This is a genomic window from Variovorax sp. RCC_210 (genome assembly GCF_041355175.1).
Lineage (GTDB): Bacteria > Pseudomonadota > Gammaproteobacteria > Burkholderiales > Burkholderiaceae_C > Variovorax.
The window spans coordinates 15,531-40,369 of the sequence record NZ_JBFUPJ010000015.1 but is presented as its reverse complement, the minus strand read 5'-3'; the positions used below and the strand labels follow the sequence as shown (position 1 = coordinate 40,369).

18 protein-coding genes and 1 pseudogene are annotated in these 24,839 nt (G+C 68.9%); 15 read left to right on the top strand and 4 right to left on the bottom strand.

Annotation, left to right across the window (positions count from 1 at the left end; genetic code table 11):
- Nucleotides 1-231: 231 nt before the first annotated feature.
- Entirely contained in the window at nt 232-2,007 is a 1,776-nt protein-coding gene (locus AB6807_RS31010) for a hypothetical protein (protein ID WP_371087586.1), read from the bottom strand.
- A complete protein-coding gene (locus tag AB6807_RS31005) occupies nt 2,007-2,540 on the bottom strand; it encodes a dual specificity protein phosphatase family protein (RefSeq protein WP_371087585.1) in 534 nt (177 codons plus the stop codon). The genes AB6807_RS31010 and AB6807_RS31005 overlap by 1 nt, the downstream gene beginning before the upstream one ends.
- 220 nt (nt 2,541-2,760) lie before the next feature.
- On the opposite strand from AB6807_RS31005, the gene AB6807_RS31000 reads away from it, so the two are divergent.
- Together AB6807_RS31000 and AB6807_RS30995 are read left to right on the top strand one after the other, a co-directional pair.
- A complete protein-coding gene (locus AB6807_RS31000; RefSeq protein ID WP_116912609.1) occupies nt 2,761-4,146 on the top strand; it encodes a UDP-glucose/GDP-mannose dehydrogenase family protein in 1,386 nt (461 codons plus the stop codon).
- A gap of 20 nt (nt 4,147-4,166) precedes the next feature.
- Nucleotides 4,167-5,285, top strand: coding sequence for a UDP-glucuronic acid decarboxylase family protein (locus tag AB6807_RS30995; protein ID WP_116912610.1), 1,119 nt, complete (start codon nt 4,167-4,169; stop codon nt 5,283-5,285).
- Here AB6807_RS30995 and AB6807_RS30990 read toward each other — a convergent pair.
- The gene (locus AB6807_RS30990; RefSeq protein ID WP_116912611.1) at nt 5,204-6,160 is read right to left on the bottom strand and encodes a glycosyl hydrolase; all 957 of its coding nucleotides are present in this window, start codon (nt 6,158-6,160) and stop codon (nt 5,204-5,206) included. The two genes, AB6807_RS30995 and AB6807_RS30990, sit on opposite strands and share 82 nt — an antisense overlap.
- Nucleotides 6,157-7,338, bottom strand: a complete 1,182-nt coding sequence (locus tag AB6807_RS30985) for an inositol-3-phosphate synthase (RefSeq protein ID WP_116912612.1) — start codon at nt 7,336-7,338, stop codon at nt 6,157-6,159. Before AB6807_RS30985 ends, AB6807_RS30990 begins: the two co-directional genes overlap by 4 nt.
- Nucleotides 7,339-7,665: 327 nt before the next feature.
- Here AB6807_RS30985 and AB6807_RS30980 point away from each other — a divergent pair, with 327 nt between their 5' ends.
- The 13 genes and pseudogenes from AB6807_RS30980 (at nt 7,666) to AB6807_RS30920 (ending at nt 24,828) form a co-directional block, all read left to right on the top strand.
- Entirely contained in the window at nt 7,666-8,784 is a 1,119-nt protein-coding gene (locus AB6807_RS30980) for an NAD-dependent epimerase/dehydratase family protein (RefSeq protein ID WP_116912613.1), read from the top strand.
- A gap of 23 nt (nt 8,785-8,807) precedes the next feature.
- Nucleotides 8,808-9,953, top strand: a complete 1,146-nt coding sequence (locus AB6807_RS30975) for an NAD-dependent epimerase/dehydratase family protein (protein WP_371087584.1) — start codon at nt 8,808-8,810, stop codon at nt 9,951-9,953.
- Nucleotides 9,950-10,909, top strand: a complete 960-nt coding sequence (locus tag AB6807_RS30970; protein WP_371087582.1) for a zinc-binding dehydrogenase — start codon at nt 9,950-9,952, stop codon at nt 10,907-10,909. Before AB6807_RS30975 ends, AB6807_RS30970 begins: the two co-directional genes overlap by 4 nt.
- Complete coding sequence (locus tag AB6807_RS30965) at nt 10,906-11,991, top strand: Gfo/Idh/MocA family protein (protein WP_371087581.1); 1,086 nt, start codon at nt 10,906-10,908, stop codon at nt 11,989-11,991. Before AB6807_RS30970 ends, AB6807_RS30965 begins: the two co-directional genes overlap by 4 nt.
- A gap of 19 nt (nt 11,992-12,010) precedes the next feature.
- Complete coding sequence (locus AB6807_RS30960) at nt 12,011-13,147, top strand: glycosyltransferase family 4 protein (RefSeq protein WP_371087705.1); 1,137 nt, start codon at nt 12,011-12,013, stop codon at nt 13,145-13,147.
- Complete coding sequence (locus AB6807_RS30955) at nt 13,135-14,397, top strand: glycosyltransferase (RefSeq protein ID WP_371087580.1); 1,263 nt, start codon at nt 13,135-13,137, stop codon at nt 14,395-14,397. The genes AB6807_RS30960 and AB6807_RS30955 overlap by 13 nt, the downstream gene beginning before the upstream one ends.
- Nucleotides 14,398-14,405: 8 nt before the next feature.
- Nucleotides 14,406-15,503: a glycosyltransferase gene (locus AB6807_RS30950; protein ID WP_371087579.1), complete on the top strand. Its 1,098-nt coding sequence runs from the start codon at nt 14,406-14,408 to the stop codon at nt 15,501-15,503.
- The gene (locus AB6807_RS30945; RefSeq protein ID WP_371087578.1) at nt 15,500-16,663 is read left to right on the top strand and encodes a glycosyltransferase; all 1,164 of its coding nucleotides are present in this window, start codon (nt 15,500-15,502) and stop codon (nt 16,661-16,663) included. The genes AB6807_RS30950 and AB6807_RS30945 overlap by 4 nt, the downstream gene beginning before the upstream one ends.
- On the top strand, nt 16,660-17,478 hold the full coding sequence (locus tag AB6807_RS30940; RefSeq protein WP_371087577.1) for a TIGR04290 family methyltransferase: 819 nt from the start codon (nt 16,660-16,662) through the stop codon (nt 17,476-17,478). Before AB6807_RS30945 ends, AB6807_RS30940 begins: the two co-directional genes overlap by 4 nt.
- 74 nt (nt 17,479-17,552) lie before the next feature.
- Nucleotides 17,553-17,846, top strand: a complete 294-nt coding sequence (locus AB6807_RS30935; RefSeq protein WP_371087576.1) for a hypothetical protein — start codon at nt 17,553-17,555, stop codon at nt 17,844-17,846.
- 95 nt (nt 17,847-17,941) lie between these two features.
- Complete coding sequence (locus AB6807_RS30930; RefSeq protein WP_371087575.1) at nt 17,942-18,406, top strand: histidine kinase dimerization/phospho-acceptor domain-containing protein; 465 nt, start codon at nt 17,942-17,944, stop codon at nt 18,404-18,406.
- Between the two features lie 114 nt (nt 18,407-18,520).
- Nucleotides 18,521-19,964: pseudogene (locus tag AB6807_RS30925) on the top strand (sigma-54-dependent transcriptional regulator).
- Between the two features lie 100 nt (nt 19,965-20,064).
- Nucleotides 20,065-24,828: a CheR family methyltransferase gene (locus AB6807_RS30920; RefSeq protein ID WP_371087574.1), complete on the top strand. Its 4,764-nt coding sequence runs from the start codon at nt 20,065-20,067 to the stop codon at nt 24,826-24,828.
- Nucleotides 24,829-24,839: the final 11 nt, after the last annotated feature.

The window sequence follows — 24,839 nt, the reverse complement described above, 5'->3', positions numbered from 1 at the left end:
GGCAAGCTGCTATTCGCACGGCGCGGTGTCCCGTCTCGCGACCACCTTCTGGGCGTTTCGGGTGCGCGAGGCCGAACCAAGGCCCGCCCGGCCGGCGCGCTGACCTCGACGGCATACCGCGCCATCGCGGCACAACTTGCCGCAACGCCGCGTGAAGTTCTTGCCGCCCCTGCCGTCATGCCGTGGCGCCGATGTGCCGCTTGCTCACCGTTCTGACCGGACCGACATGGATCACTTGTCGGCATCGGTGTCCAGCCAGCGACGCAGCGGCGCGTCGTAAGTGCTTTGGGCATGCGCGCGCAACCGTGCGCCCTGCGCACTGTCGGTGGCGTCGCGCACCGCGAAGCTGAAGTGCCCGAGCTGGAAGGCCAGGTAGGCCGGCCGGTAGAACGCGAGCAACGCGGGATCGATCTGGCAGCCGATCCGGCCAAGCGCTTCCACGAGGGCGGTCTCGCTGCGGGCGTCGAGGCCGAACTCGGCCACCGCGCCCGCGACGTCCCAGGCCGGGTCCTGGCATCCCACAAGGTCATGCCCCGCATGATGGTCGATGGCGTCTGTCTTGATCAGCGTGTGCCCCTGCACCAGCCACTCCCAGGGGTGCATGCGGTTATCGGTCCGCACCCGCCGCACGCGCGCCTGAAGGCCGCGCGCGCGCGCCACAAGCGCCTGCCACGCGTGCGCGGCATGCGGGCCGCAGGCCTCCTCGGTGTTGCACTGGCCCATGCGCCCGAGCACCTCCAGCGAAGCGCCGGGCTCCTGCGACGCGCCGAGGTTCAGCGCGCGAAAGGCTATGTATGCGGCCAGCCGTACCAGCAGCCGCTCGCGCAGCGCCGGCCTTGCGCACGCGTCGCGCGTCAGCGGCGTCATCTCGCCGTGCCAGCGCTCCACCAGAAAGCCATGGCAGGTGCCCGCAAGGCGCGGTGAGAAGCCCGCGTCGCCCAGTACCTGCGCACAGGCCAATCGCTTGCTCGCCTGGTGACCCAGCCCCGCGAACTTGACCAGCCAGGTGCCGGTCGCGCTGTGCGCGAGAAACTTGCGCCGCTCTTGCCATGGATGCACCGGCGTTGCATTGTGCCCATGCCGCAGTGCCGACCGGCGCAGCCCCGAGATGTCTTCGAGCGGGCCAAGCAGCGGCCCGACGATCTGCTCCACCCAACTGCGAAGTCGGTGTATCGGCGTCTTGGCGTGCAGGATCAGGTCATCGAAGCTGACCACGCGGGTGTCCGAAGCCCGCCAGAGTGCGCGCGTTCGCGGCGTTGCTGCGGCGCCGGGCCCGTTCGGGTGCCCCGGGAACAGGTGGATGTGCTCGGGCGCGGTACCCTGCTCGCGAAGCTGGCCGATGACCGCCGCCATCGAGGAGCCCGACAGGCCGGGGCCTTCGTCCACGACGGCTTGGCACACGCCCTCGACCGCTGGCCACGCGCCCGACATCGACAGCCTTCGCTCGAAGGGCGGCCCGGTCGGGCGCACCGTGCGCGGCGCTGGGTCGCCCACGGCGACGGCGACCATGGCGCACAGGCTGGTGCCGATGCTGCGCAGCCCGGTCACGCGGCAGGTGCCGATGTGTTTGTCGGCCACGAGCGTCGCCGCGGCCATGAAGTAGGCCTCGGGGTAGAGCGCATAGAACGCGTAACCCTCGGGCTGCCGTACGTCGACATGCTCGCCCGCGAGCTGCGCTTCGCATTCGGCGAGCAGCCCCATGGGTTGGAGCGGGCTGCGCTCGAATCCGCTGAGCCATGAAGCCGCGCAGCGCTGCGCGAGCGCCAGCGTGAGCGCTGCCGTGGCCGCCACGGGCGGCGAGGGCGGCCGGTCTTGCCCGCCGGCCGCGTGGAACCGGGCGTCGGCCACGCCCTGCCACAGCTCGCCCGCCTCGATCAGCGCCTCGACCAGAAAGGCATGGCGCACGATACCGGGCGGCAGTGCACTCAGCGCGTCGAGCATGCCGCGCAGTCGCTGCAGCTTGCGCAGGGCCGGCTCCCGCCGCGTTGCGTCGCCGAAGACCTGCATCACGCGGCGTGCAGGTGGCGGTAGGCGATGGCCTGGAAGGCCTCGAAGTCCGGCAGCTGCCAGGCCACCGTACGCCGCGCCGCGCGGTGCCGTTCGAGCCACGCTACCCAACACGCGAACTGCTCGGGCGACGGCGACACCATTGCACGCCGGCCCTTCATCTGCTCGAGCGCTTCCAGCGGTGCCTGGCCGCGATCGACCATGATGCACAAAGCCAGCGTGGCCGAGCGGCCAATGCCGTGTTCGCAATGCACCAGCAGACGCTCGCCGCGTTCGATCCAGCCGGTGGCGAAGGCCACGCCGTCATCAAGCAGGCGCGCATTGACCCCGCACATGTCCTTGGTAGGCAAGTGCAACAGCGCCATGCCATGGCGTCGCAGCAGGGCCTCGTCGTCCATGGCTTCGGCGCGCAGGTCGATCACGGCACGAACGCGGTGCTCGGCCGCGAGCCGCTCGGCTTCCTCGCCGGCAAAGCTGCCGCCTACAGCGAGATGGGGCGTGATCCAGTGGAGGTTGGGAGTCCAGGTGTTCATGGTGGGCGTATGGCGATGCGCGCGCAGGCGCTCGCTGGTCGAGGTTGCCCGTCAACACGGGCAATCGGCGTGCCGGGGGCGCGGGAGTGTTGCGTTTGCGCCGCTCATCAATGTGGTCAACGCACGGCAGAGGTGTCGTCCTGCGTCAGACCGAAAAACATCTGCTAGTTTTTTCTCGGAAAACCTGCACAACGTCACACGCCCTGGAACGCACCTGCCCATGAAAATATCTGTTCTCGGTACCGGCTATGTCGGCCTTGTCACGGGCAGCTGCCTGGCCGAACTTGGCAACGACGTGGTGTGCTTCGATGTCGACCGCGCCAAGGTCGAACTGCTTTGCGCAGGAGGCGTGCCGATCCACGAGGAAGGCCTGCCGCAGCTCATTGAGCGCAATGTGCGCACGGGCCGTCTGGGTTTCACGGCCGACGCGGCGCGCGCGGTGCACCACGGCGACGTGATCTTCATCGCCGTGGGCACGCCCCCGGGCGAGGACGGTAGCGCCGACCTGCAGTACGTGCTCGCCGCCGGGCGCTCCATCGGGCGGCACATGCAGGGCTTCAAGGTGGTGGTCGAGAAATCGACCGTGCCCGTGGGCACGGCCGAGCGGCTGCGCGCGGCCATCGAGGAAGAGCTTTCGGCGCGGCGAAGCGAAGGCGACCATGCGGCCGGCAGCGGCCTGCGTGAGTTGCCACTGGCGCTGGTGTCGAACCCCGAGTTCCTGAAGGAGGGCGCGGCGGTGGACGATTTCATGCGACCCGACCGCATTGTCATCGGCACCGAGAAAGGCGTCCCCGGCCAACTTGCGCGGGACATCATGAACCGGCTCTACGCGCCCTTCAACCGGCAGCGTGAAAAGACGATCCACATGGAGGTGAAGGCGGCCGAGTTCACCAAGTACGCCGCCAACGCCATGCTCGCCACCCGCATCAGCTTCATGAACGAGCTGGCCAACCTGGCCGAGAAGGTGGGGGTTGACATCGAGCAGGTGCGTCGCGGCGTGGGCTCCGACCCGCGCATCGGCTACAGCTTTCTCTATGCAGGCCTCGGTTACGGCGGCAGTTGCTTTCCGAAGGACGTGCAAGCGCTGGTGCATACCGCGGCCACGCACGGACAGCACTTACGGGTGCTCGAGGCGGTGAGCGCGGTGAACGAAGCGCAGAAGCAGGTGCTGGTGGAAAAGATCGTGCGGCGCTTCGGCGAAGACCTCGCCGGGCGCCGCTTCGCGGTGTGGGGGCTCGCGTTCAAGCCCGACACCGACGACATGCGCGAGGCACCGAGCCGCATCGTGATCCGCGCCCTGCTGTCGCGCGGCGCCGAGGTGGTGGCGTACGACCCGGTGGCCATGAACGAGGCCCGCCGCGTGCTCGCCACCGACCTGCACGACCGCTGCGACCTGCTGGCGAGGCTGCACTACGCGCAAGCGCCCATGCAGGCCGTCGAGGACGCGGACGCGCTCGTGATCCTCACCGACTGGAAGGCCTTCAAGAGCCCGAGCTTCAGCGCGTTGAAGAACGCGCTGCGCCAGCCGCTCATCTTCGACGGGCGCAATCTCTACGAGCCCGACATCCGCAACCAGGGGTTCGACTACGTGGCCGTCGGCCGCTGAACAACAAGGAGCACATCGCCATGCGCGACTACAACACCCAGAAACGCGTTCTCGTGACCGGCGGAGCAGGCTTCGTCGGCAGCCACTTGTGCGACCGCCTGCTGGCGCAAGGCCACGAGGTGCTGTGCGTCGACAACTTCTTCACCGGCGCGCGCCGCAACGTGGAACATCTGCTGGACGAACCCCGCTTCGAACTCCTGCGCCACGATGTCACCTTTCCGCTGTACGTGGAGGTCGACCAGGTCTACAACTTGGCGTGCCCGGCGTCGCCGGTGCACTACCAGCACGATCCGGTGCAGACTACCAAGACCAGCGTGAACGGCGCCATCAACATGCTGGGGCTGGCCAAACGGCTGCGCGCTCGCATCCTGCAGGCCTCGACCAGTGAAGTCTATGGCGACCCCGCCGTGCACCCGCAGGCCGAAGCCTACTGGGGCCATGTAAACCCGGTGGGCGTGCGCAGCTGCTACGACGAGGGCAAGCGCTGCGCGGAGACGCTGTTCTTCGACTACCACCGCCAGCACCGCGTGGACATCCGCGTGGCGCGCATCTTCAACACCTATGGCCCTCGCATGCATCCGAAGGATGGGCGCGTGGTGTCCAACTTCATCGTGCAGGCGCTGCGCGGTGACCCCATCACCGTGTACGGCGAGGGCCTGCAAACGCGCAGCTTCTGCTTCGTCGACGACCTGGTAGAGGGGCTGCAGCGCTTCATGGATGCGGAGCCGGGCCTGCCGGGGCCGGTGAACATCGGTAACCCGATGGAGTTCACGGTGCGCGAGCTGGCGACGACGGTGATCCGGCTCACCGGCTCATCGTCCAGGCTCTGCTTCGCGCCGCTGCCCTCGGACGATCCGATGCAGCGTAAGCCCGACATCTCGCTGGCGAACCGGGTGCTCGGGTGGCAGCCGCGCGTGCAACTCGAAGAAGGACTGCGACGCACCATTGCCTACTTCGACGCGCTGCTGTCGGGCGAGCAGGCCGGCCCGCAAGGCCCTCGCGATGCGCGCGGCCCGCGCACGTCGCGAGGCCCGCGAAACGGCCAGTCGCCGCGCCCTCAGACCGCCGGCGCAAGCCCCGGGCTGAGCGAGGCGGTGTCCACCGGCGGCATTGTGTTGCCTTCGCGGCTGGACGCGTAGCGCCGGACCATTGCCGCGCAGAACTCCGCGAACTCGCCGGGTTCCTGCGGCGGGCTGGTGTGATGGGCGGCGATGCCGCGGTGCTCCGGCGTGAAGCAGAAAGTCAGAGTCACGTCGAAGGGCTCCAGCGCGTGCATCTGCCGGTCGAACCAGCGCCAAGCATCGGGGCGGAAGCTGTCGGCCCAGCTGAGGCCGGTGCGAACCCGCCGCACGCCCAGGCGCTGCAGCCAGCGCACCGCGTCGTCGAGCCGGTGGTCCTCGAAATGGAACCACTGGCAGATGCCCATCTCGGGCGCGTAGTCGGCAAACTGCGCGCAAGCGCGCTTGGGCGTTCCGTCTTCGCGCAGCAGGCCCATGTGGAAGTGCCGGTAGTAGCTCGAGCCCTCGGCCTCGCGATGGCGCGTGGTCGCGGGCCAGGCCTGCGGCAGGTCGTACAGCGAATACCAGAACACACGCGGCACGCGGCCCAACAGCAGCTGGGCGGTGCGGCGCAACCCGAACTCCTGTACCTCCTCAGCGCCGAAGGTGGAAACGCCGACCTCCGTGACCCACACGGGCAGCGGCGTGACCGCCTCGATCTCGGCGATGCGGTGCGGCCACTCGTCGATTTGCCAGTGGTTCCAGTCGAGCGGAAAACCGTGCACGGCCACCGCATCGAGCCCGGCGAGCACGCCGCGGTCGCGCAGGTTCGCCATGAAGCGCGCGTCGATGGGCGAGATGCCGCCGAGCACCTGGGTCAGCGATGGCGTTTCCGCCCGAACGGCGTCGCTCGCCATGCGGACCATGCGCGCGTACGCGGACCAGTTGGGGTCGAGCTCGAGGTCCCAGTGCGATTTGTTGTTGGGCTCGTTCCAGAACTTGACGGCCTCGATCATGCGACCTTCCTCCCGGATGCGGGACGCGAGGCGAGCGCGGCCGCGGCGCGCACCGTTCGTGCCGCGCGCGTGCCGGGCGGGCGGCTCGCGGCGGGTGGCAGGCCTTCGGCGTCACCGCGAATGAAGGCTTCCACCAGCTCGTACGCCTCGTCGTCGGTGAACTGCTGCGGCGGCGACTTCATGAAGTAGCTCGAAGGCGCGAGCACCGCACCACCCACGCCGCGGTCCAGCGCGAGCTTGGCGCAGCGGATGGCATCGATCACCACGCCGGCGGAGTTGGGCGAGTCCCACACCTCCATCTTCAGCTCGCAGTTCAGCGGCACGTTGCCGAAGGTGGTGCCTTCCATGCGGATGTAGCACCACTTGCGGTCCGCCAGCCACGGCACATGGTCGCTCGGGCCCACGTGCACGTCCGAGGCCTTCATGGGGTTGCCGAGCTGGCTGGTGACGGCCTGCGTCTTGGAGATCTTCTTGGACTGCAGCCGCTCGCGTTCCAGCATGTTCAGGAAGTCGGTGTTGCCGCCGAAGTTCAGCTGGTAGGTGCGGTCCAGCCGGACGCCGCGCTTTCGAAAGAGATCGGTGAGCACGCGGTGCACGATGGTTGCGCCGACCTGCGACTTGATGTCGTCCCCGATGATCGGTAGCCCGCGCTCGGCGAACCGCCGCTCCCATTCGGGGTTTGAGGCGATGAACACCGGCACGCAGTTGACGAAGGCACAGCCCGCCTCCAGCACCTGCTCCACGTACCAGCGCGTGGCCTTCTCGGAGCCCACCGGCAGGTAGGAGACGACCACATCGGTGCCGGTGTCCCTGAGGATCTTCGCCACGTCCTTTGGCCGCCCCGGTGCCGGCGGTATCACGTCTGCAAGGTAGCTGCCGATGCCGTCGTGCGTGGCGCCGCGCTGCACGGTGACGCCCAGCGGCGCAACGTCCGCGAAGCGGATCGTGTTGTTCGGCTCCGCGTAAATCGCATGCGCCAGGTCTTGCCCGACCTTGCCGGCATGCACGTCGAACGCGGCGCTGAACTCGATGTCCGAAGGCCGATAGCCGCCGAGATCGGGATGCATGAGGCCGGGCACGAAGTCGGGGCCGCCCGCGCTGTCGTAGAAGCTGACGCCCTGCACCAATGACGAGGCGCAGTTGCCCACACCGACGATTGCGACACGAATTTTTCCCATGTTGTAGACCCCTGAGTTGTTGGCCGCGGCGCGGCGCGGGAGCGATGCAGGCGATGCCCGACACCGCCTGTTCCATTGCAATCTACGCGTGTTTCAACCCCCGCGCGCAGGTGTGGAACCCGCGATGCAAATACCCAACTCAGCCATGGCGTAACAGGGCAGCGCACCTACACCGAGGTAAGTACCTTCGTACATCGCCAAGGCAGCGCACGCGTGGAACGTCGAAGCTCGCCCGAACCTTTCGAAGCGCCGAAGCCGCCGACCCGCGGCGACGAAAAAGCGTTGTTCACATTGCCAACAGCCCGGGCGGATGCACAAAGGGAATTCATGTCGCAGCACATCCTCATCACCGGCGGCGCCGGCTTCATCGGCTCGCATGTCGCGGACGAACTGCTTTCGCACGGTTATCGCGTGCGTGTCCTGGACAACCTCGCGCCGCAGGTCCATGGCGACAGTGGGCGACGGCCCGACTACCTCGAGGCCGACGTCGAACTGGTGGTCGGCGACGTGTGCGACCCGGCCGCGGTACGCCAAGCGCTGAAGGGCATCGACGCCGTGTACCACTTCGCGTCGGCCGTGGGTGTGGGCCAGAGCATGTACGAGGTGTCGCACTACACGCGGGTGAACAACCTGGGCACCGCCGTGCTGATGGAAGCGTTGATCGCGCAGCCGGTGAAGCGCCTGGTGGTCGCCTCCAGCATGAGCCTGTACGGCGAGGGCCTGTACCGCGGCGCGGGCGGCGAGTTGCGCACGGTGCAGGAGCGTCCGCTCGATCAGCTGCGCCGAGGCGACTGGGAATTTCGCGATGACGACGGCGTGGCGCTGCTGCCTGCGGCCACGCCGGAAGACAAGGCGCCGGCGTTGGCTTCCGTGTATGCGCTGTCCAAGTTCGATCAGGAGCGCATGTGCCTGATGATCGGGCGTGCCTACAGCATCCCGGTGGTGGCGCTGCGCTTCTTCAATGCTTATGGACCGCGCCAGGCGCTGTCGAACCCGTACACCGGCGTGCTGGCGATCTTTGCCGCGCGCCTGCTGAACGACAGTCCGCCGAAGATCTTCGAGGACGGCTTCCAGCAGCGCGATTTCGTGAGCGTGTACGACTTGGCGCGCGCATGCCGGCTTTCGCTCGAGATGCCCGATGCCGCAGGCGAGGTGTTCAACATCGGCAGCGGAGAGCCTCGCACCGTGCGCGACATCGCGGAACGCGTTGCACAGGCGGTGGGCAAGGACAGGCTCGCGCCGGAAATCACCGGCAAGTACCGGGTCGGCGACATCAGGCATTGCTTTGCGGACATCGGCAAGGCACGCCGCGTGCTCGGCTACTCGCCGCGAGTGGCGCTGGACGACGGGCTGGCCGAACTCGCGGCGTGGCTTGAAGGTCAAGCCGCGGTCGACCGAGTGGCGCAGGCCAGTGCCGAACTGGCGGCGCGGGGGCTCGCGATATGAGCGGCACGATCGGAAAGAGTCCGGTGCCGCACGCCCGGAGCGGCTGGGTGCAGAGCGCTGGAGCCGAGCAACCGGTGCTCATCACCGGCGGTGCCGGCTTCGTCGGGGCCAACCTGGCGCATCGGCTGCTGGGCGACGGGCGCCGCGTGCGCGTGCTTGACAACCTGTCGCGCCCCGGCGTCGAGCGCAACCTTGCCTGGCTGCAGCACGCGCACCGCGAGCGGCTGGAGGTGTGCGTGGCCGACGTGCGCGATGCAGCGGCCGTCGGTCGTGCCATGGCGGGCGTCGCCTCGGTGTTCCACTTTGCGGCGCAGGTGGCGGTGACCACCAGCCTCGCCGATCCACGCGACGACTTCTCGGTCAACGCCGTGGGCACGCTCAACGTGCTGGAGGCCGCGCGTGCGCAGGCCGTTGCGCCGTCGGTGCTCATGACCTCCACCAACAAGGTGTACGGCGGGCTCGACGACATCGGCTTGCGGCTCGAAGGGCAGCGCTACGCGCCCATGGACGTGGCCTTTGCCGCGCACGGCGTCCCGGAGTCGCGTCCGCTGGACTTCCATAGCCCCTATGGGTGCTCCAAGGGCGCGGCCGACCAGTACGTGCATGACTACGCGCGCAGTTTCGGGTTGAAGACCGTGGTGTTCCGCATGAGCTGCATCTACGGGCAGCGCCAGTTCGGCACGGAAGACCAGGGGTGGGTGGCGCACTTCCTGTTGCGTGCGCTGCAGGGTGCGCCCATCACTTTGTTCGGCGACGGCATGCAGGTGAGGGACATTCTGTACGTGGACGACCTGGTGGAGGCCTTCCTGGCTGCAGACGCCCAAATGGAGGCACTGGCGGGCCAAGTCTTCAACATCGGCGGTGGACCGCGCAACGTGATCAGCCTGCTCGACCTGCTCGACCGGATCGAAGCGTTGGAAGGCAAACGGCCCGCGACGCTGCAGCAAGGCTGGCGCACGGGCGACCAGCGCTACTACGTGTCGGACACGCGCCGCTTCGAGGCCGCCACTGGATGGCGGGCTCGCGTGGGCGCCCACGAGGGCATCGAGCGGCTGAGTCGCTGGCTGCACGCGTCGCGCGCGCAGGCCGAACCGGGCGCCGTGCAAGCTGCCGAAGCCGCGGACCTTGAAGGCACCCGGCGCGGCGCGCTCGCGGTGACGGGGGAATGAGCATGTACGCCAGCGTCATCTCGTCGCCGCGCACCGCGGTACTGCAGCGCGTCGAGCGTCCGGAGCCGGCCGCAGGCCAGGTATTGCTGCAACTGGAGGGCTCGGGCGTGTGTGCATCGAGCCTGCCGCTTTGGGAGGGCCGCGAGTGGTTCACGTACCCGCAGCCTGCGGGCGCGCCCGGGCACGAGGGCTGGGGCCGGGTGGCCGCGGTGGGCGATGGCGTGGAGAGCCTGCGCGTGGGCGACCGGGTCGCCGCGCTCACCTATCGCGCGCATGCCGAATATGACATTGCCGATTCCACCGCTGTGGTGCCGCTGCCGCCAGCGCTGGACGGCGTCGCAATGCCCGGCGAGCCGCTGGGTTGCGCGGTGAACATCTTCCGTCGCTGCGACATCGGCCCAGGGCAGACCGTGGCCATCGTGGGCATCGGCTTTCTGGGTGCGGTGCTCACGCGGTTGGCCTCGCAGGCCGGCGCGCGCGTCATCGCGATTTCGCGCCGGCCCTTTGCGCTCGAGGTGGCGCGCGCATCCGGCGCCGCGCATACGCTGGCCATGGAGGACCACTGGCGCATCCTGGAGGAGGTGAAGCGCCTGACCGGCGGCGCCATGTGCGAGCGCGTGATCGAGGCAGTGGGCCTGCAGTGGCCGCTCGACCTGGCCGGCGAGCTCACGGGCGAGCGCGGCCGGTTGGTGGTCGCGGGCTACCACCAGGACGGCACCCGCCAAGTCAACATGCAGATGTGGAACTGGCGCGGCATCGACGTGGTGAACGCGCACGAGCGCGACCCGCGCATGTACGTGCAGGGCATTCGCGACGCGATCTCGCTCATGGCGCAAGGCACGCTGGACGCCGCGCCGCTGTTCACGCACCGTTTTCCACTTGACCGGCTGGGCGAGGCGCTGGAAATGACGCGCACCCGGCCCGACGGGTTCCTCAAGGCGGTGGTCACGCCATGAGCGCCGCGCTATTCGCCGCGCTGGCGCCGGCGCTGCAAGCGCCGGACCCGTTGGGCTCGGCACCGGGCGAAGGCTCACCGTTCGGCAGCGCAGCGCGCCCGCCGCGGCTGGGTTTTCTCGGCGTCGGCTGGATCGGCCGCCACCGAATGGAGGCGATCTGCCGCAGCGGCGTCGCCGACATCGTCGCCATTGCCGATGCCGCGCCTGACATGCGCGACGCAGCGGGCGTGCTGGTGCCCGAAGCTGCGCGGCTCGACTCGCTCGAGTCGGTGCTCGATGCCGGGCTGGACGGGCTCGTCATCGCGACTCCTAGCGCCATGCATTCGCAGCAGGCCGAGGCGGCGCTGGCGCGGGGCATCGCCGTGTTCTGTCAGAAGCCGCTCGCGCGCAGCGTCGCCGAAACACGCGCCGTGGTGAATGCAGCACGCCGCGCCGACCGGCTGCTGGGCCTGGACCTGTCGTACCGACACACCGCCGGCATGCGGCACATTCGTGAGCAGGTCGCCTCGGGCGCGATTGGTGAGGTGTTCGCCGTCGACCTGGTTTTTCACAACGCCTACGGGCCCGACAAGCCATGGTTTCGCGACCCGCTGCTGTCCGGCGGCGGCTGCGTGATCGACCTGGGCATCCACCTCGTTGACCTGGCCCTGTGGAGCCTCGGCTTTCCGAAAGTCACCCAGGTGTCGAGCCGGCTGCACGCTGGCGGCAAGCGGCTGGTGCTCCCGTCGTCGCAAGTGGAAGACCATGCGGTGGCCCAGTTCGACCTGGCCAACGGTTGCGTCGTTCGGCTGGCGTGTTCGTGGAACCTGTCGGCAGGGCGCGACGCAGTCATCGAGGCAACCTTCCATGGCACACAGGGCGGTGCCGCCCTGCGCAATGTCGACGGCTCGTTCTACGACTTCGTCGCCGAGCGTTTCGACGGCACGCGCAGTACCCAGCTGTCGGCGCCGCCCGACGACTGGGGCGGCCGCGCCGCTGTGGCGTGGGCCTGCGCGCTCGCGCAGGGTCGCGGCGGCTTCGACGCCGAAGCCGAACGCTTCATCGACGTGGCCGAGGTGCTGGATGCAATCTACGCAAGTTAGGCACCCGCGCCATGTGCTGATGACGGTGGACACTGTCGGCGGCGTGTGGAACCATGCGCTCGAACTCTCGCTCGGCCTCGTCGGGCGGGGGATGCGCGTGTCGCTCGCCACCATGGGCGCGCCGCTGTCGAGCGGCCAGCGCGCGCAGGTTGCCGACCTGCCCCGCGGCCTGACGCTGCATGAGAGCGCCTGGCGGCTCGAGTGGATGGAAGATCCGTGGCACGACGTGCAGCGCGCGGGCGAATGGCTGCTCAGCCTGGCGCACGCGCTGCGTCCGGACCTCGTGCACCTGAACCAGTTCGCCTTCGGTGCGCTGGCGTTTCCCGCGCCCACGTTGCTGGTGGCGCATTCATGCGTGATGTCCTGGTGGCGTGCCGTGCACGGCGAAGCGGCGCCTGCCTCTTGGAATTGCTACCGCGACGCGGTGAGGCGCGGGTTGGGCGGCGCCGGTCTGGTGGCGGCGCCGACGCATGCCATGCGCGAGGCTCTCGCTTTCGAGCATGGCGCATGGCTGGCCAAGCGCGCCCTGGTGTTGCCGAACGGGCGCAGTGCAGTGTGCTTCGCACCGGGAAATAAGGAACCTGCGATTTTGTCTGCCGGACGGCTGTGGGACAAGGCCAAGAACCTGGCGGCGCTCGCCGCCGTGGCCTCGCGGCTGCCCTGGCCCGTGTGCGTGGCCGGCGCAACAGAAAAGCCGGGGTCGCCCGGCCTTGTGGACACCGGCGCGCTCGCCCACGGCGTGCGGTCGCTTGGGGAACTCACGCAGCAGGAACTGGCGGCGCGCCTCGCCAAGGCCACCGTCTACGCGCTGCCCGCGCGCTACGAGCCCTTCGGCCAATCGGTGCTGGAAGCGGCGCTGTCGGGTTGCGCGCTGGTGCTGGGCGACTTGGCGAGCCTGCGCGAACTGTGGGGCGACGCCGCGCTCTATGTGGCCCCCGACGACCACGCGGCACTGCATGCGGCGCTGGTGCGCCTGATCGACGATGCGCCTTTGCGCCAGTGCCTGGGCGCACGCGCCCTGGCGCGCGCTCGCTTCTTCACGCCCGACCGCATGGTGGATGCCTACCTGGGCGCTTACGCGCGACTGGCGGGAACGTGCAGCCTCGGCGCCACGCCTTCAGACAACGACTCCAAGGAGAAAGAATGCGCTTCGTGATGTTCTGCCACTCGCTCGTATCCGACTGGAACCACGGCAACGCGCACTTCTTGCGCGGCGTGTGCAGCGACCTGGTCGCACGTGGCCATGAGGTGGCCGTGTTCGAACCGCGCCGCGGCTGGAGCCGTGCCAACTTGGAAGCCGAGCACGGGCGCGCGCCGCTCGTTGGGTTCGCGCGCGCCTATCCCGAGCTGTCGAGCACCGCCTACGACCGGGCGAGCCTCGACCTTGACGTGGCGCTCGACGGCGCCGACGTGGTGCTCGTGCATGAATGGAACGAGCACTCGCTGGTGCGGCGTATCGGCCTGCACCGGCGCAACGGCGGGCGCTACCGGCTGCTGTTCCACGACACTCACCACCGCGCGGTGACCGACGAGGGCGCAATGGCCGCCTACGACCTGTCCAACTACGACGGCGTGCTGGCCTTCGGCGGCGTGATTCGCGACCTCTACCGCGAGCGCGGCTGGGCACAGCACGCCTGGACCTGGCACGAGGCGGCCGATGTGCGCCGCTTTTACCCGATGCCCGACGAGCCACGCGCCGGCGAACTCGTGTGGATCGGCAACTGGGGCGACAACGAGCGCGCTGCGGAGATCAACCAGTTCCTGCTCGATCCCGTGCGACGCCTGCGGCTGAAGGCCCGCGTGCACGGCGTGCGCTATCCCGAAAGTGCCCTCGACCGCCTGCTGGCGGCCGGCGTGGAGTTCAGCGGCTGGCTTCCCAACTACCAGGTGCCAGAGGTGTTCGCCCGGTATCAGGCAACCGTGCACGTGCCGCGCAGGCCGTATGTGCAGGCCTTGCCCGGCATTCCCACCATTCGCGTGTTCGAGGCACTCGCATGCGGCATTCCACTGGTCAGCGCCCCTTGGAGCGATGCCGAAGGCCTGTTCACGCCCGGGCGCGACTTTCTGGTGGCACACGACAGCGAGGCGATGCAGCGGCATCTGCGCGATGTGCTGCAGGACCCCGCGTTCGCCCGCTCGCTCGCGCAGGAAGGCCTCGCCACGGTGCGCGCGCGCCATACCTGCTCGCACCGAGTGGACGAACTCTTCGCCATCCTCGACGAGCTCGGGCCGCAGCACAGTCCCCGGTCCGAAGCCGAACCCGAACCCGAACCCGAACCCGAACCCGAACCCGAACCCGAACCTGGATCCGCATCCGCATCCGCATCCGCATCCGCATCCGCATCCGCATCCGATGCCGCGCCTTGTGCGGGACCCGCCTTGCCATTGAGGAGCTATGTCGCATGAAGAACCGGATGAACATCGCTTTCTTCGGCTCCAGTCTGGTGTCGGCCTATTGGAACGGCGCGGCCACCTATTACCGAGGCATGGTGCGCGCGCTGCACGAGCGGGGCCACCGCATTCGCTTCTACGAGCCCGACGCCTTTGGCCGTCAGCAGCACCGCGACATGGCAGACCCGGAGTGGGCCGAAGTCATCGTCTACCCGGGTGAAGGCGAGGTGAACGCGCTGCGCATGGTCGAGCATGCGCGCGGCGCGGACCTGGTGGTGAAGGCCAGCGGCGTGGGCGTGTTCGACGCACTGCTCGAGGAGGCCGTGCTCGGCCTGCAAGGCCCCGCCACCCGCATCGCGTTCTGGGACGTCGACGCGCCGGCCACGCTCGACCGCATGGCCGGCGACGCGCACGACCCGTTCCGCGCGCTCGTGCCGCGCTACGACCTGGTGCTGACCTATGGCGGCGGCGCACCCGTGGCCGATGCATACCGCGGCTTCGGTGCGAGCGAGTGCGTGCCGATCTACAACGCGCTTGATCCAACCACCCATCACCCTGTGGCGCCTGACCCGCGCTTCGAGGCCGAGCTCGCCTTCCTGGGAAACCGCCTGCCCGACCGGGAAGCTCGCGTCGACGCGTTCTTTCTCGAGGCGGCCGCACGCATGCCTCACAAGCGCCTGCTGCTCGGCGGCAGCGGGTGGGGCGACAAGCCGCTGCCGCCGAACGTGCGCCACCTGGGCCACGTCTACACCGCGGACCACAACGCACTGAACCGCACGCCGCTCGCTGTTCTCAATGTCAGCCGCGATAGCATGGCGCGCTACGGCTTCTCGCCGGCCACGCGCGTGTTCGAGGCGGCCGGCGCGGCCGGCTGCCTGATCACAGACCCCTGGGAAGGCATCGGGCTGTTCCTGGAGCCGGGCCGGGAGGTGCTGGTGGCGGCCGACGGCGAGCAGGTGGCCGGCCACGTGCAGGCGCTGGACGCCGCCACCGCGCGGCGTATCGGAGAAGCCGCGCGGCGGCGCGTGCTGGCCGAGCACACCTACGCGCATCGGGCCGCGCAGCTGGAGGCTTTGCTCGAAGGGCGCAGCGCGGCGCGGGTGCTGGAGGTAACGCCATGAGCGCGCTGCCGCTGAAGGATCAAGGCCCGGCGCGCCAGCGCGGCGATGCGCCGCTGAACATCGTCGTGCTGGGGCTGTCGATCACTTCGTCATGGGGCAACGGCCACGCAACCACCTACCGCGCGCTGGTTCGCGAACTGGCCCGGCGCGGCCATCAGGTGTTGTTCCTGGAGCGCGACGTGCCCTGGTATGCCGATCACCGCGACATGCCGGAACCTCCGTTCGGGCGCACCGCGCTCTATGCGGACCTTGACGAGCTGCAGCGCGAGCACGGCCTCGCGGTGGCAACAGCCGACCTGGTGGTCGTCGGCTCGTTCGTACCCGACGGCGTGGCCGTCGGCGACTGGGTGCAGGCGCAGGCATCCGGCCATTGCGCGTTCTACGACATCGACACGCCCGTGACGCTGGCTGGCTTGGCGCGTGGCGGCACGCCCTATTTGGAGGCGCGCCAGATCGCCGGTTACGACTTGTACTTGTCGTTCACGGGCGGTCCGACGCTCGCCCGGCTGGAGCGCGAGTTCGGCTCGCCGGCTGCGCGGGTGCTCTACTGTTCCGTGGACCCGAGCCTGTACTACCCGGACCAGGCCGCTGTGGCGCAGGCCGAGCGGGTGGATCTCGGCTACATGGGCACCTACAGTGTCGATCGCCAGCCCACGCTCGACGCGCTGCTGTTGAGGCCGGCGCAGGCTTGGCCCGAAGGTCGTTTCGAAGTGGCCGGGGCCCAGTACCCGCAGGACATGGTCTGGCCAGACAATGTGCGCTACACGGCGCACCTGCCGCCGGTACGGCACCGCGCCTTCTACAACCGGCAGCGCTTCGCGCTCAACGTGACGCGCGCCGACATGATCCAGGCTGGGTGGTCTCCCAGCGTGCGCCTCTTCGAGGCCGCCGCGTGCGGCACGCCGATCATCAGCGACAGCTGGAGCGGCATCGGGTCGTTGCTGACGCCGGGGGTGGAGATTTTCTTGGCCAAGACCCACGCCGAGGTGCTGCACCTGCTGCGCGGCATGTCGGAGGAAGACTGCCGCGCGGTCGGCGAGCGGGCGCGCCTGCGCATCCTGGCGAACCACACGGCGGCGCACCGCGCCTGCGAGCTGGAAGGCTACGCGCGGGAACTGCTTCGCTCGCGTGAGCAAGAGGGGCAAGGGGCGCGCGCATGAACGACGCGAACGCTGTCAATGCCGACCCCGAGGGCCCGCTGCAGCAGCAGATCGATGCGCTCGGGCCCTGGTTTCACAACCTGCACCTGCCTGGCGGGGCCCAGACGCTGCCCCGGCATTTCCTCGGTGGCGACTTTCCCAACTTCAAGTGGCAGGAGATGAGTCCGTTCGTGCCCGAAGACCTGAGCGGATGGCGGGTGCTCGACGTGGGCTGCAACGCCGGCTTCTACAGCTTCGAGCTGGCGCGCCGCGGCGCCCGCGTGGTCGGCATCGATGTCGACGAGCACTACCTCGCGCAGGCGCGATGGGCCGCGCGGCAGTTCGGCCTGCACGAGCAGGTGGAGTTCCGCCACATGCAGGTCTACGACCTGGCGCGCTGCGACGAGTGCTTCGACCTGGTATGGTTCATGGGCGTCTTTTATCACCTGCGCTATCCGCTGCTGGCGCTTGACCTGCTGTCCGCACGCACCCGGCGCTTCATGATGTTCCAGACCCTCACCATGCCGGGCGATTCGGTCTATGCGACGCCGCCCGATTGCAGCATCGACGACCGCACCCCGCTGCTGGAAAGCGGCTGGCCGCGCATGGCCTTCATCGAGCACCGGCTGGCCGGCGACCCCACCAACTGGTGGGCGCCCAACCATGCCGGTGTGGAAGCGATGCTTCGCACCAGCGGCCTTCGCGTGGAGGCGCGGCCGGGCCACGAGATATATCTGTGTGTGCCCGACGCCAAGGCGCATGGCGCGCGCGACGTGTACGAGCCGCAGTTCAAGTCCGTCTTCGGGGTGCGAGCAGGCCCCCAGAGCGGCGGTTGACGTCGACGGCTGACGGGCGACGGGCACGGCGGTTGCTACGCAGCACGTGTTCTCCACTTGCGAAGCCTTCGCCCATGAAGAAGAAAACTGTTCCACGTGCCAACCGGGCCGTCGAGTGCTACGAGTTGCTGCAGTTGCTGTCGCGCCGCCAGATGCCGGTGGTGTGCTCGGCGCCGGAGGACATCCACCTGATTCTGGCGTTGCGCAGCGCTTCGCTGCTCGTGGCGCTGACCGACCCGAGCGTGGTGTCGCAGACGGGCGAGCGGCGCATACCGCGCGCCATCGTTACGGGGCTCACTGCGCAGGGGCGCGCGGCGTGCATGGGAGACGGAACGAGTCCAGTCGGCGGCGGGCGTCCGGCCGGCTAGCCCAGGCGGTCGGCGCGACAGCTCGGCAGTGCTTGCAGCAAAACTTGCCGCAGGGCTGGGGCAGACCGGCGGGGGCCTTACTTCACACTCTCGGTATGAAAACAAAAACAGGCAAGGCAGGCGCAGGAGGCGCGCCCGAACGTGGGGGCGCGGCGGCGGCGCCGATCTATGTGGGACTGGGCGCGTGCGCCGCGCTGGCGGGACTCTTCTTGTGGGCGCGGCGAGGCGCACCCGGGCCCTTGGAAGCGGCCGTCTCGGGACCCGCCTATGCGGGCATGTCCGCCCCCGCGTTGGCCGTGGCGGTGCACCGCGCCGAGTTGATAGACGACGCACTGATGGCGCGGCAGGCGATCAAGGCGCGTTTTGCGCGGGAGGCCCATGCCATCGATCACGATCTGCGTGGCCCCATCGGGGCCATGGCGATTTCGCTCGAATTGCTGCGCACCGCCGAGGACAACGCAACTCGCGACGAGGTCGCCGATGTGCTGCAGCGGCAGGTCGCGCGTATGACTACGCTGACACAGCGTGTGCATGATCTCGCACGACAGTTGGCCGACTGAGCCGTCCGCCGCCGCGTGAAATCGCGAAATCATTCGAGACTCAGGAGAGGCACAGGCAGCGCTCACGTTGGAATGGGGCAGCCGCCGCCTGTCTCCAAGCAACGGAAAGAAAATGTGGCCTATGCCCTGGTTGTTGAAGACGACGAAGTGTCAGCCCGCCCGATTGCCGCCCTGGTAGAGCGCGCTGGCCACAGTGTCATCTGCGCGTCTTCGCTCGCCGCGGCGCGGCGCTGGGTGGACATGCAGCCGGCGGAGGTGGTGCTGCTGGATTTGCACCTGCCCGACGGCAGCGGCCTCGACCTGATGGGCGAGAGCGGCTTTGCCGATGACGCCGTCCTGATTCTTATGGCCGGCCAAGCCAGCCTGGAACCGTTTATTCGCGCGCTGCGAATGGGTGCGGCCGACTACCTCGTCGAGCCGATCAACCCGCAGCACCGGAAGGGCCTGCTCTCGCGGCTCATTGCACCTTCGCAGCTGCGCGCGGAAATCGACGAGGCTCAGGAGCTCTGGCGCGAGACCGACCGCTTTGGTCATCTCATCGGCCGCTCGCCGGTCATGCAGAGGGGATACCGGCAGGTGTCGCGCGTGGCGGGCACCGCCGTGACAGTGTTCATCCACGGCGAAAGCGGCACCGGCAAGGAGCTGGTTGCACGCGCCGTGCACGACCTGAGCCGGCGGCGCGAGCAACCCTTCTTGGCGGTGAACTGTGGCGCGCTTTCCCCGCATCTCATCGAGAGCGAGATCTTCGGCCACGAGCGCGGCAGCTGCACCGGCGCCGAGCGCCAGCACCAGGGCTTCGTCGAGCGTGCCCACGGCGGCACTCTGTTCTTGGACGAGGTCACGGAAATGCCGCTCGGACTTCAAGTGAAGCTGCTGCGCGTGCTCGAAAGCGGCACTTTCACGCGGGTGGTTTCGGCGCAGGTGCAACAGACCGACGTGCGTATCATTGTGGCCACCCATCGCGATGCGCATGCGGCCGCGGCGCGCGGACAGCTGCGCGAAGACCTGCTGGATCGCCTGAACGTGTTTCCCATTGGCCTGCCGCCGCTGCGCGAACGGGGCGAGGACGTCAGCCTGATCGCCCAGAGCTTCATGCAAGTCCTTTTGCGCCAAGAAGGGCGGGCCAAGCGCTTCACCGCCGGGACGCGCGCGCGCTTGGCGGTGCCCCCGTGGCCAGGAAACGTCCGCGAATTGCGCAATGCGGTTCAGCGCGCCTGGGTCATGGCCGCCGGCGACGTGATCGACGAGCAATGGCTGCCGGCAGTGGTGCGGACGGCACCGGCGATGGCGGAGGCAATGCCGCGGGTGCCGGCCTCGGAGGCCGCCTTGGTCGCCGCTTGGACCGCGCCCGCGTCTCAGGCGCTGGCGCCGTTACAGATTGCAGGCACGGACGGCAAGAGCCACATCGCCGTGCAGGTGGGAAGCCAGCTCGCAGAGGTCGAGCGGCAGCTGATCCTGGCAACCTACGAGAGCTGCGGCCGCCACAAGGCGCACGGCTGCGCTGCTCGGCATCAGCATGAAGACACCGTACAACCGGCCGAAGGAGTCCCAGCGATGAAGTTGCACCGCCTGCAAGCCGAGCGCCGCCGTGAGGGTCGGCGGCGCTTGGGCAATTCGCCGCAATATCCAGCCCTCGGCAGCAAGACGGGAGCAATTGCTTGGACGACTTGACACCCGACCACTTCGAGGAGGCGCTCGCCGACCAGATCGACGACGCGGTTCCCTCGCGGGGTTACAGCATGTTGCCGGTGGTGGGCCTTGGCGGGTCCACCGGCGGCATGGAGGCGCTGCGAACGTTGCTGGAGACGACGCCGCCGGACACCGGCGTGGCCTTCGTCGTGGTGCTGCACATGTCCGCCGCTCACGAGGCCGCGCTGGCGCAGGAACTGCAGCGCGCCACGTCGATGCGGGTGGTGCCGGTCTCTGTGCGCGAGCGCATCACGCCCAACACGGTGTACGTCGCGGCGCCGGGCAAGGCGCTTCGCACGCGCGGCAAATTCCTGGAGGTGGCCGATATCCCCCCGGGCCACGGTCGCCACGTGGCCGTCGACTATTTCTTTCGTGCGCTGGCCGACACCCACGGGCCGCATGCCGTCGCGGTGGTGATGTCGGGCGTGGACGGGGACGGCGCCATCGGCGTCAAGCGCATCAAGGAGCGCGGCGGCTTGACCGTGGCGCAGGAGCCGGAGGAGGCCTCGCACAACGGCATGGTCCAGTCGGCCATCGCCACCGGAATGATCGACTGGGTGCTGCCGGTGCGCGAGATCGGCGCGCGCATCCGCGGCTACCTGCGCATGGAGACCCGGCTGAGGCTGCCGCCGGAGATCTTGCCGCCGGACAGCGCCGACGACCCCGGTGGCATGGGCAGGGACGCTGTGCAGGCGGCCGCGCGCGGGGCCAGGGGCGCGGGCGGCCCGGCGGTCTCCGTCGAGCCGGCCGACGAGGCGGCGTTCCGCGAGGTGTTGGGTTTCGTGCGCAGCCGCACGGGGCGAGACTTTGTCGACTACAAGCGTGCAACCGTCCTGCGGCGCATTGGGAGGCGCATGCAGGTCAACAGCGTGGACAACCTCGCAGCCTACCTCGACTGCCTGCGCACCCGTCCAGGCGAGGCCGGCGCGCTGCTGCAGGACATGCTGATCAGCGTGACTAACTTCTTTCGCGACAGCGAGTGCTTCCATGCGCTCGAAGGCATCGTGCACGACCTGTTTCGCAACAAGTCTGCCTCCGACACCGTGCGCGTGTGGGTGGTGGCTTGCGCCACCGGCGAGGAGGCCTACTCGCTGGCGATGCTGCTGAGCGAGCATGCACGCACAATGGAAAGCCCGCCCTCGATCCAGATCTTCGCGACCGACATCGACGAGGACGCCATCCGCATCGCGCGCGACGGGCTGTACCCGTCGGCAGTCGAGGCAGACGTGTCGCAGGAGCGCCTGCGCCGCTTCTTTGTCCGGGAGCCGCGCGGCTATCGGGTGCGCCGCGACCTGCGAGAGATGGTGCTGTTCGCGGTGCACGATGTGCTGACGGACTCGCCGTTTTCCCGCGTCGACCTGGCAACCTGCCGCAACCTGCTGATCTACCTGAACCGAGACGCCCAGGCGCGCGTGTTCGACACCCTGCATTTTTCCCTGGTGAACGGCGGGCGGCTCTTCCTGGGTGCCTCGGAGACGGTGGAAGAAAACAGCCCGCTGTTTGCGCTGATTGACAGGAAGCACCGCCTCTACGCACAGCGCCACGTGGCGCGCGCGGTGCTGCCAATTCCCGCAGGGCGCAGCAGCGCGGCCATTGCGCTGGACCTCAAGCGCTCGGGCCCGGTGATTCCAACGCTCGCGGTGGCGCACGCGCTGCGCCAGAGCGGGCAGCCGCCTCAAAGCGACGGACGGCCCATGACATGGACCGAGGTGCACCTGAAGCTGCTCGACCGGCTCGCGCCGCCCACCATCCTGGTGGACGCGGAGCACGAGATGCTGCATATCTCGCCCGGTGCCACGCAGTTCCTGCATTTTTCGGGCGGCGAACCCTCGCGCAACGTGCTGCGCGCGATCGTGCCAGACCTGCGCGCTGAGCTGCAGACGGCGCTCTACCACGTAGGCGACAAGCGCATGCCCGTCGAGGTGGCGCCAGTGCCGGTGCGCCTGGGCGACGAGCAGGCCGAGGTGTCGCTGAAGGTGCAGCCGGTGGACGACTTCGGCGGCGGCCTGTTGGTGACGCTTCAGCGCGAGGCGCAGCCGCGCAAGCAGCCGAAGTTGCTGGTGGCGCGGGTGGACGCCGAGCCCATCTCCCAACACTTGGAGCGCGAGGTGGCACGCCTGAAGGCACAACTGCGCGAAACCGTGGAGCAGTACGAGACCTCCACCGAAGAACTCAAGGCAAGCAACGAAGAGCTGCACGCCATGAACGAGGAGCTGCATTCCGCTACCGAAGAACTTGAGACCAGCCGCGAGGAGCTGCAGTCGATCAACGAGGAACTCACCACGGTCAACCACGAGCTCAAGAGCAAGGTCGAGGACCTTGGCCATGCCAACAGCGACATGCAGAACCTGATGGACGCCACTGCCATCGCCACCGTCTTTCTCGACCGCGAGTTCCGTGTGACGCGCTTCACGCCCAGCGCGGTGGCGGTGTTCAAGCTCATCGCCACCGACGTAGGACGCCCGCTGTCGGACCTGACCACGCCGCTGGACTACTCGCAGCTCACCAGCGATTTGCGCAGCGTGCTTCTCACGCTGCAGCCCTCGGAGCGTGAAGTGGGCGACGATGCAGGGCGCTGGTACCTGGCGCGGGTGCGCCCCTACCGCACCATCGAGGACCATATTGCCGGCGTGGTGCTGACCTTCGTGGACATCACCGAGCGCAAGGAGGCGCAGGAGTCGCTGCGGCAGTCGCAGGAGCGCTTCAGCGCTATCGTCAACCAAGCCTCCGTCGGGGTAGCCCAGGCGCGCCTGGACGGCACGCTCACCTTCACCAACACCTGCTATTGCCGGTTGATGGGATACGACGAGCGCGAGCTCGCCGGCACGGACGCGCTGGAGTTGGTGCATGGAGCCGACCGGCAGGCCGCCCGGCTGCTGTTCGAGCGCCTGGCCGAGCATGGCGAAGCGTTCCAGACCGAGTGCCGCAACCTGCGCAGGGACGGCTCGTTCATCTGGCTGCACAAGAGCGTCACGGTGCTCACCGATGCCGAGGGCCGGCCCGGTTCGGCGCTCATCGTGTGCAGCGACATCAGCGAGCGCAAGTTCGCCGAGGACGCCCTGCGCGAGAGCGAAGAGCGGTTTCGCCTGGTGCTTGAAAACGCCGTGGACTACGCGATTTTCTCGATGGACCTCGAGCGCCGAGTGAAGAGCTGGAACACCGGCGCCGAACGGCTGCTCGGCTACAGCGAGGCCGAGATCCTCGGGCGTTTGGGGGACATCATCTTCACGGACGAGGACCGCGCGGCCGGCGCGCCGCAGGAGGAGGCGGCCATTGCACTGGCCCAGGGGCGCGCCGCCGACGACCGCCTGCACCAGTGCAAGGACGGCTCGCGCTTCTGGGCGAGCGGCGCGCTCATGCCGATGCACAACGGCGAGGGTGCGGTCATCGGCATGGTCAAGGTGCTGCGCGACCAGAGCGAGCAGCGAGCCGCCGAAGAAGAGGTGGAGCAAAGCCGCGCCGAGCTGCTGGACGCGTTGCGCGCCAACGAATCCGCACGCAAGGCGCTGGTAGCCGCGGACGCCGCCAAGGACCGTTTTCTGGCGGTGCTTTCGCACGAGTTGCGCAACCCGCTCGCCTCCATCAGCGGCGCGGCGGAGTTGCTTGCGCCCGAGTCGCTGCCCGCGCAGGACCAGGCGCGCGCGGCCCGGGTGATCCGCCGCCAGTCCACCGCCATGAAAGTGCTGCTGGGCGACCTGCTGGATGTGTCCAGCCTGCGGCGCGGGCGGCTGGTGCTGCGCCGCGACCGGGTGAGCGCGCAGAACATTGCCGATGCGGCCGTGGAGGCGACGCGACCGCTCATCGAGCGGGCCGGGCACGTGCTGCGCGTGCATGTCGCGCCGCAGCAGGACATATGGCTGGACGCCGACCCGATCCGCTTGGCCCAGGTGGTGTCCAACCTGTTGTCGAATGCCGCCAAGTACACGCCCGATGGCGGCCATTTGACATTGGAGGTGAGCAGCGACAAGGGCGAGGCCGTGTTCGAGGTGACCGACGACGGCATCGGCATGGACCCCCATACGGTGGAAGCCATGTTCGAGATGTTCACGCAGAGCGAGCACGCGCACGCGCGGGCCGCCGGCGGCCTCGGGATCGGGTTGGCGCTGGTGCGCAGCATCGTCGAACTGCACGGCGGCACCGTGCGCGGACAAAGCGACGGGCAGGGGCGCGGCAGCCGCTTCACCGTGCGCATTCCGCAGCCGGGGCCGCGCGCGAGCGCCGGGCCGGCGCTGGCACCGGCAGCGGCAGCGGCACCGGAATCGGCACCGGAACCCGCAGCCGTATCAGCGCCAACGCCCGCGCCGGCGCTGCCGATCGCCGCAGATGCGACGGGCGCTGACGGTGCGCGTCGGGTCCTGCTGGCGGACGACAACGTGGACGCTGTGTGGGGCATGGCCCGCATGCTCGCGCTCGCGGGCTTCACGGTGGAGACGGCGCACAACGGCACCGATGCGCTCGCGATCGCCGAGCGCTTCCGCCCTGAGGCGGTGGTGCTGGACATCGGCATGCCCGACATCGACGGCCACGAGGTGGCGCGGCGCATCCGAGCGCAGCCCTGGGGCGGCGGCATGTACCTGGTGGCGGCCACCGGTTGGGGTCAGCCCGACGACAAGCGCGCGGCCCTGGAGGCCGGCTTCGACGAGCACCTGGTGAAGCCGGTGGCCGCCGCAGACGTTCAGCGCCTGCTTCGCACGAGAGGCCGCACCGACGGGGAGCCCTCGGCGGCACCATAGACCAGGCCGTC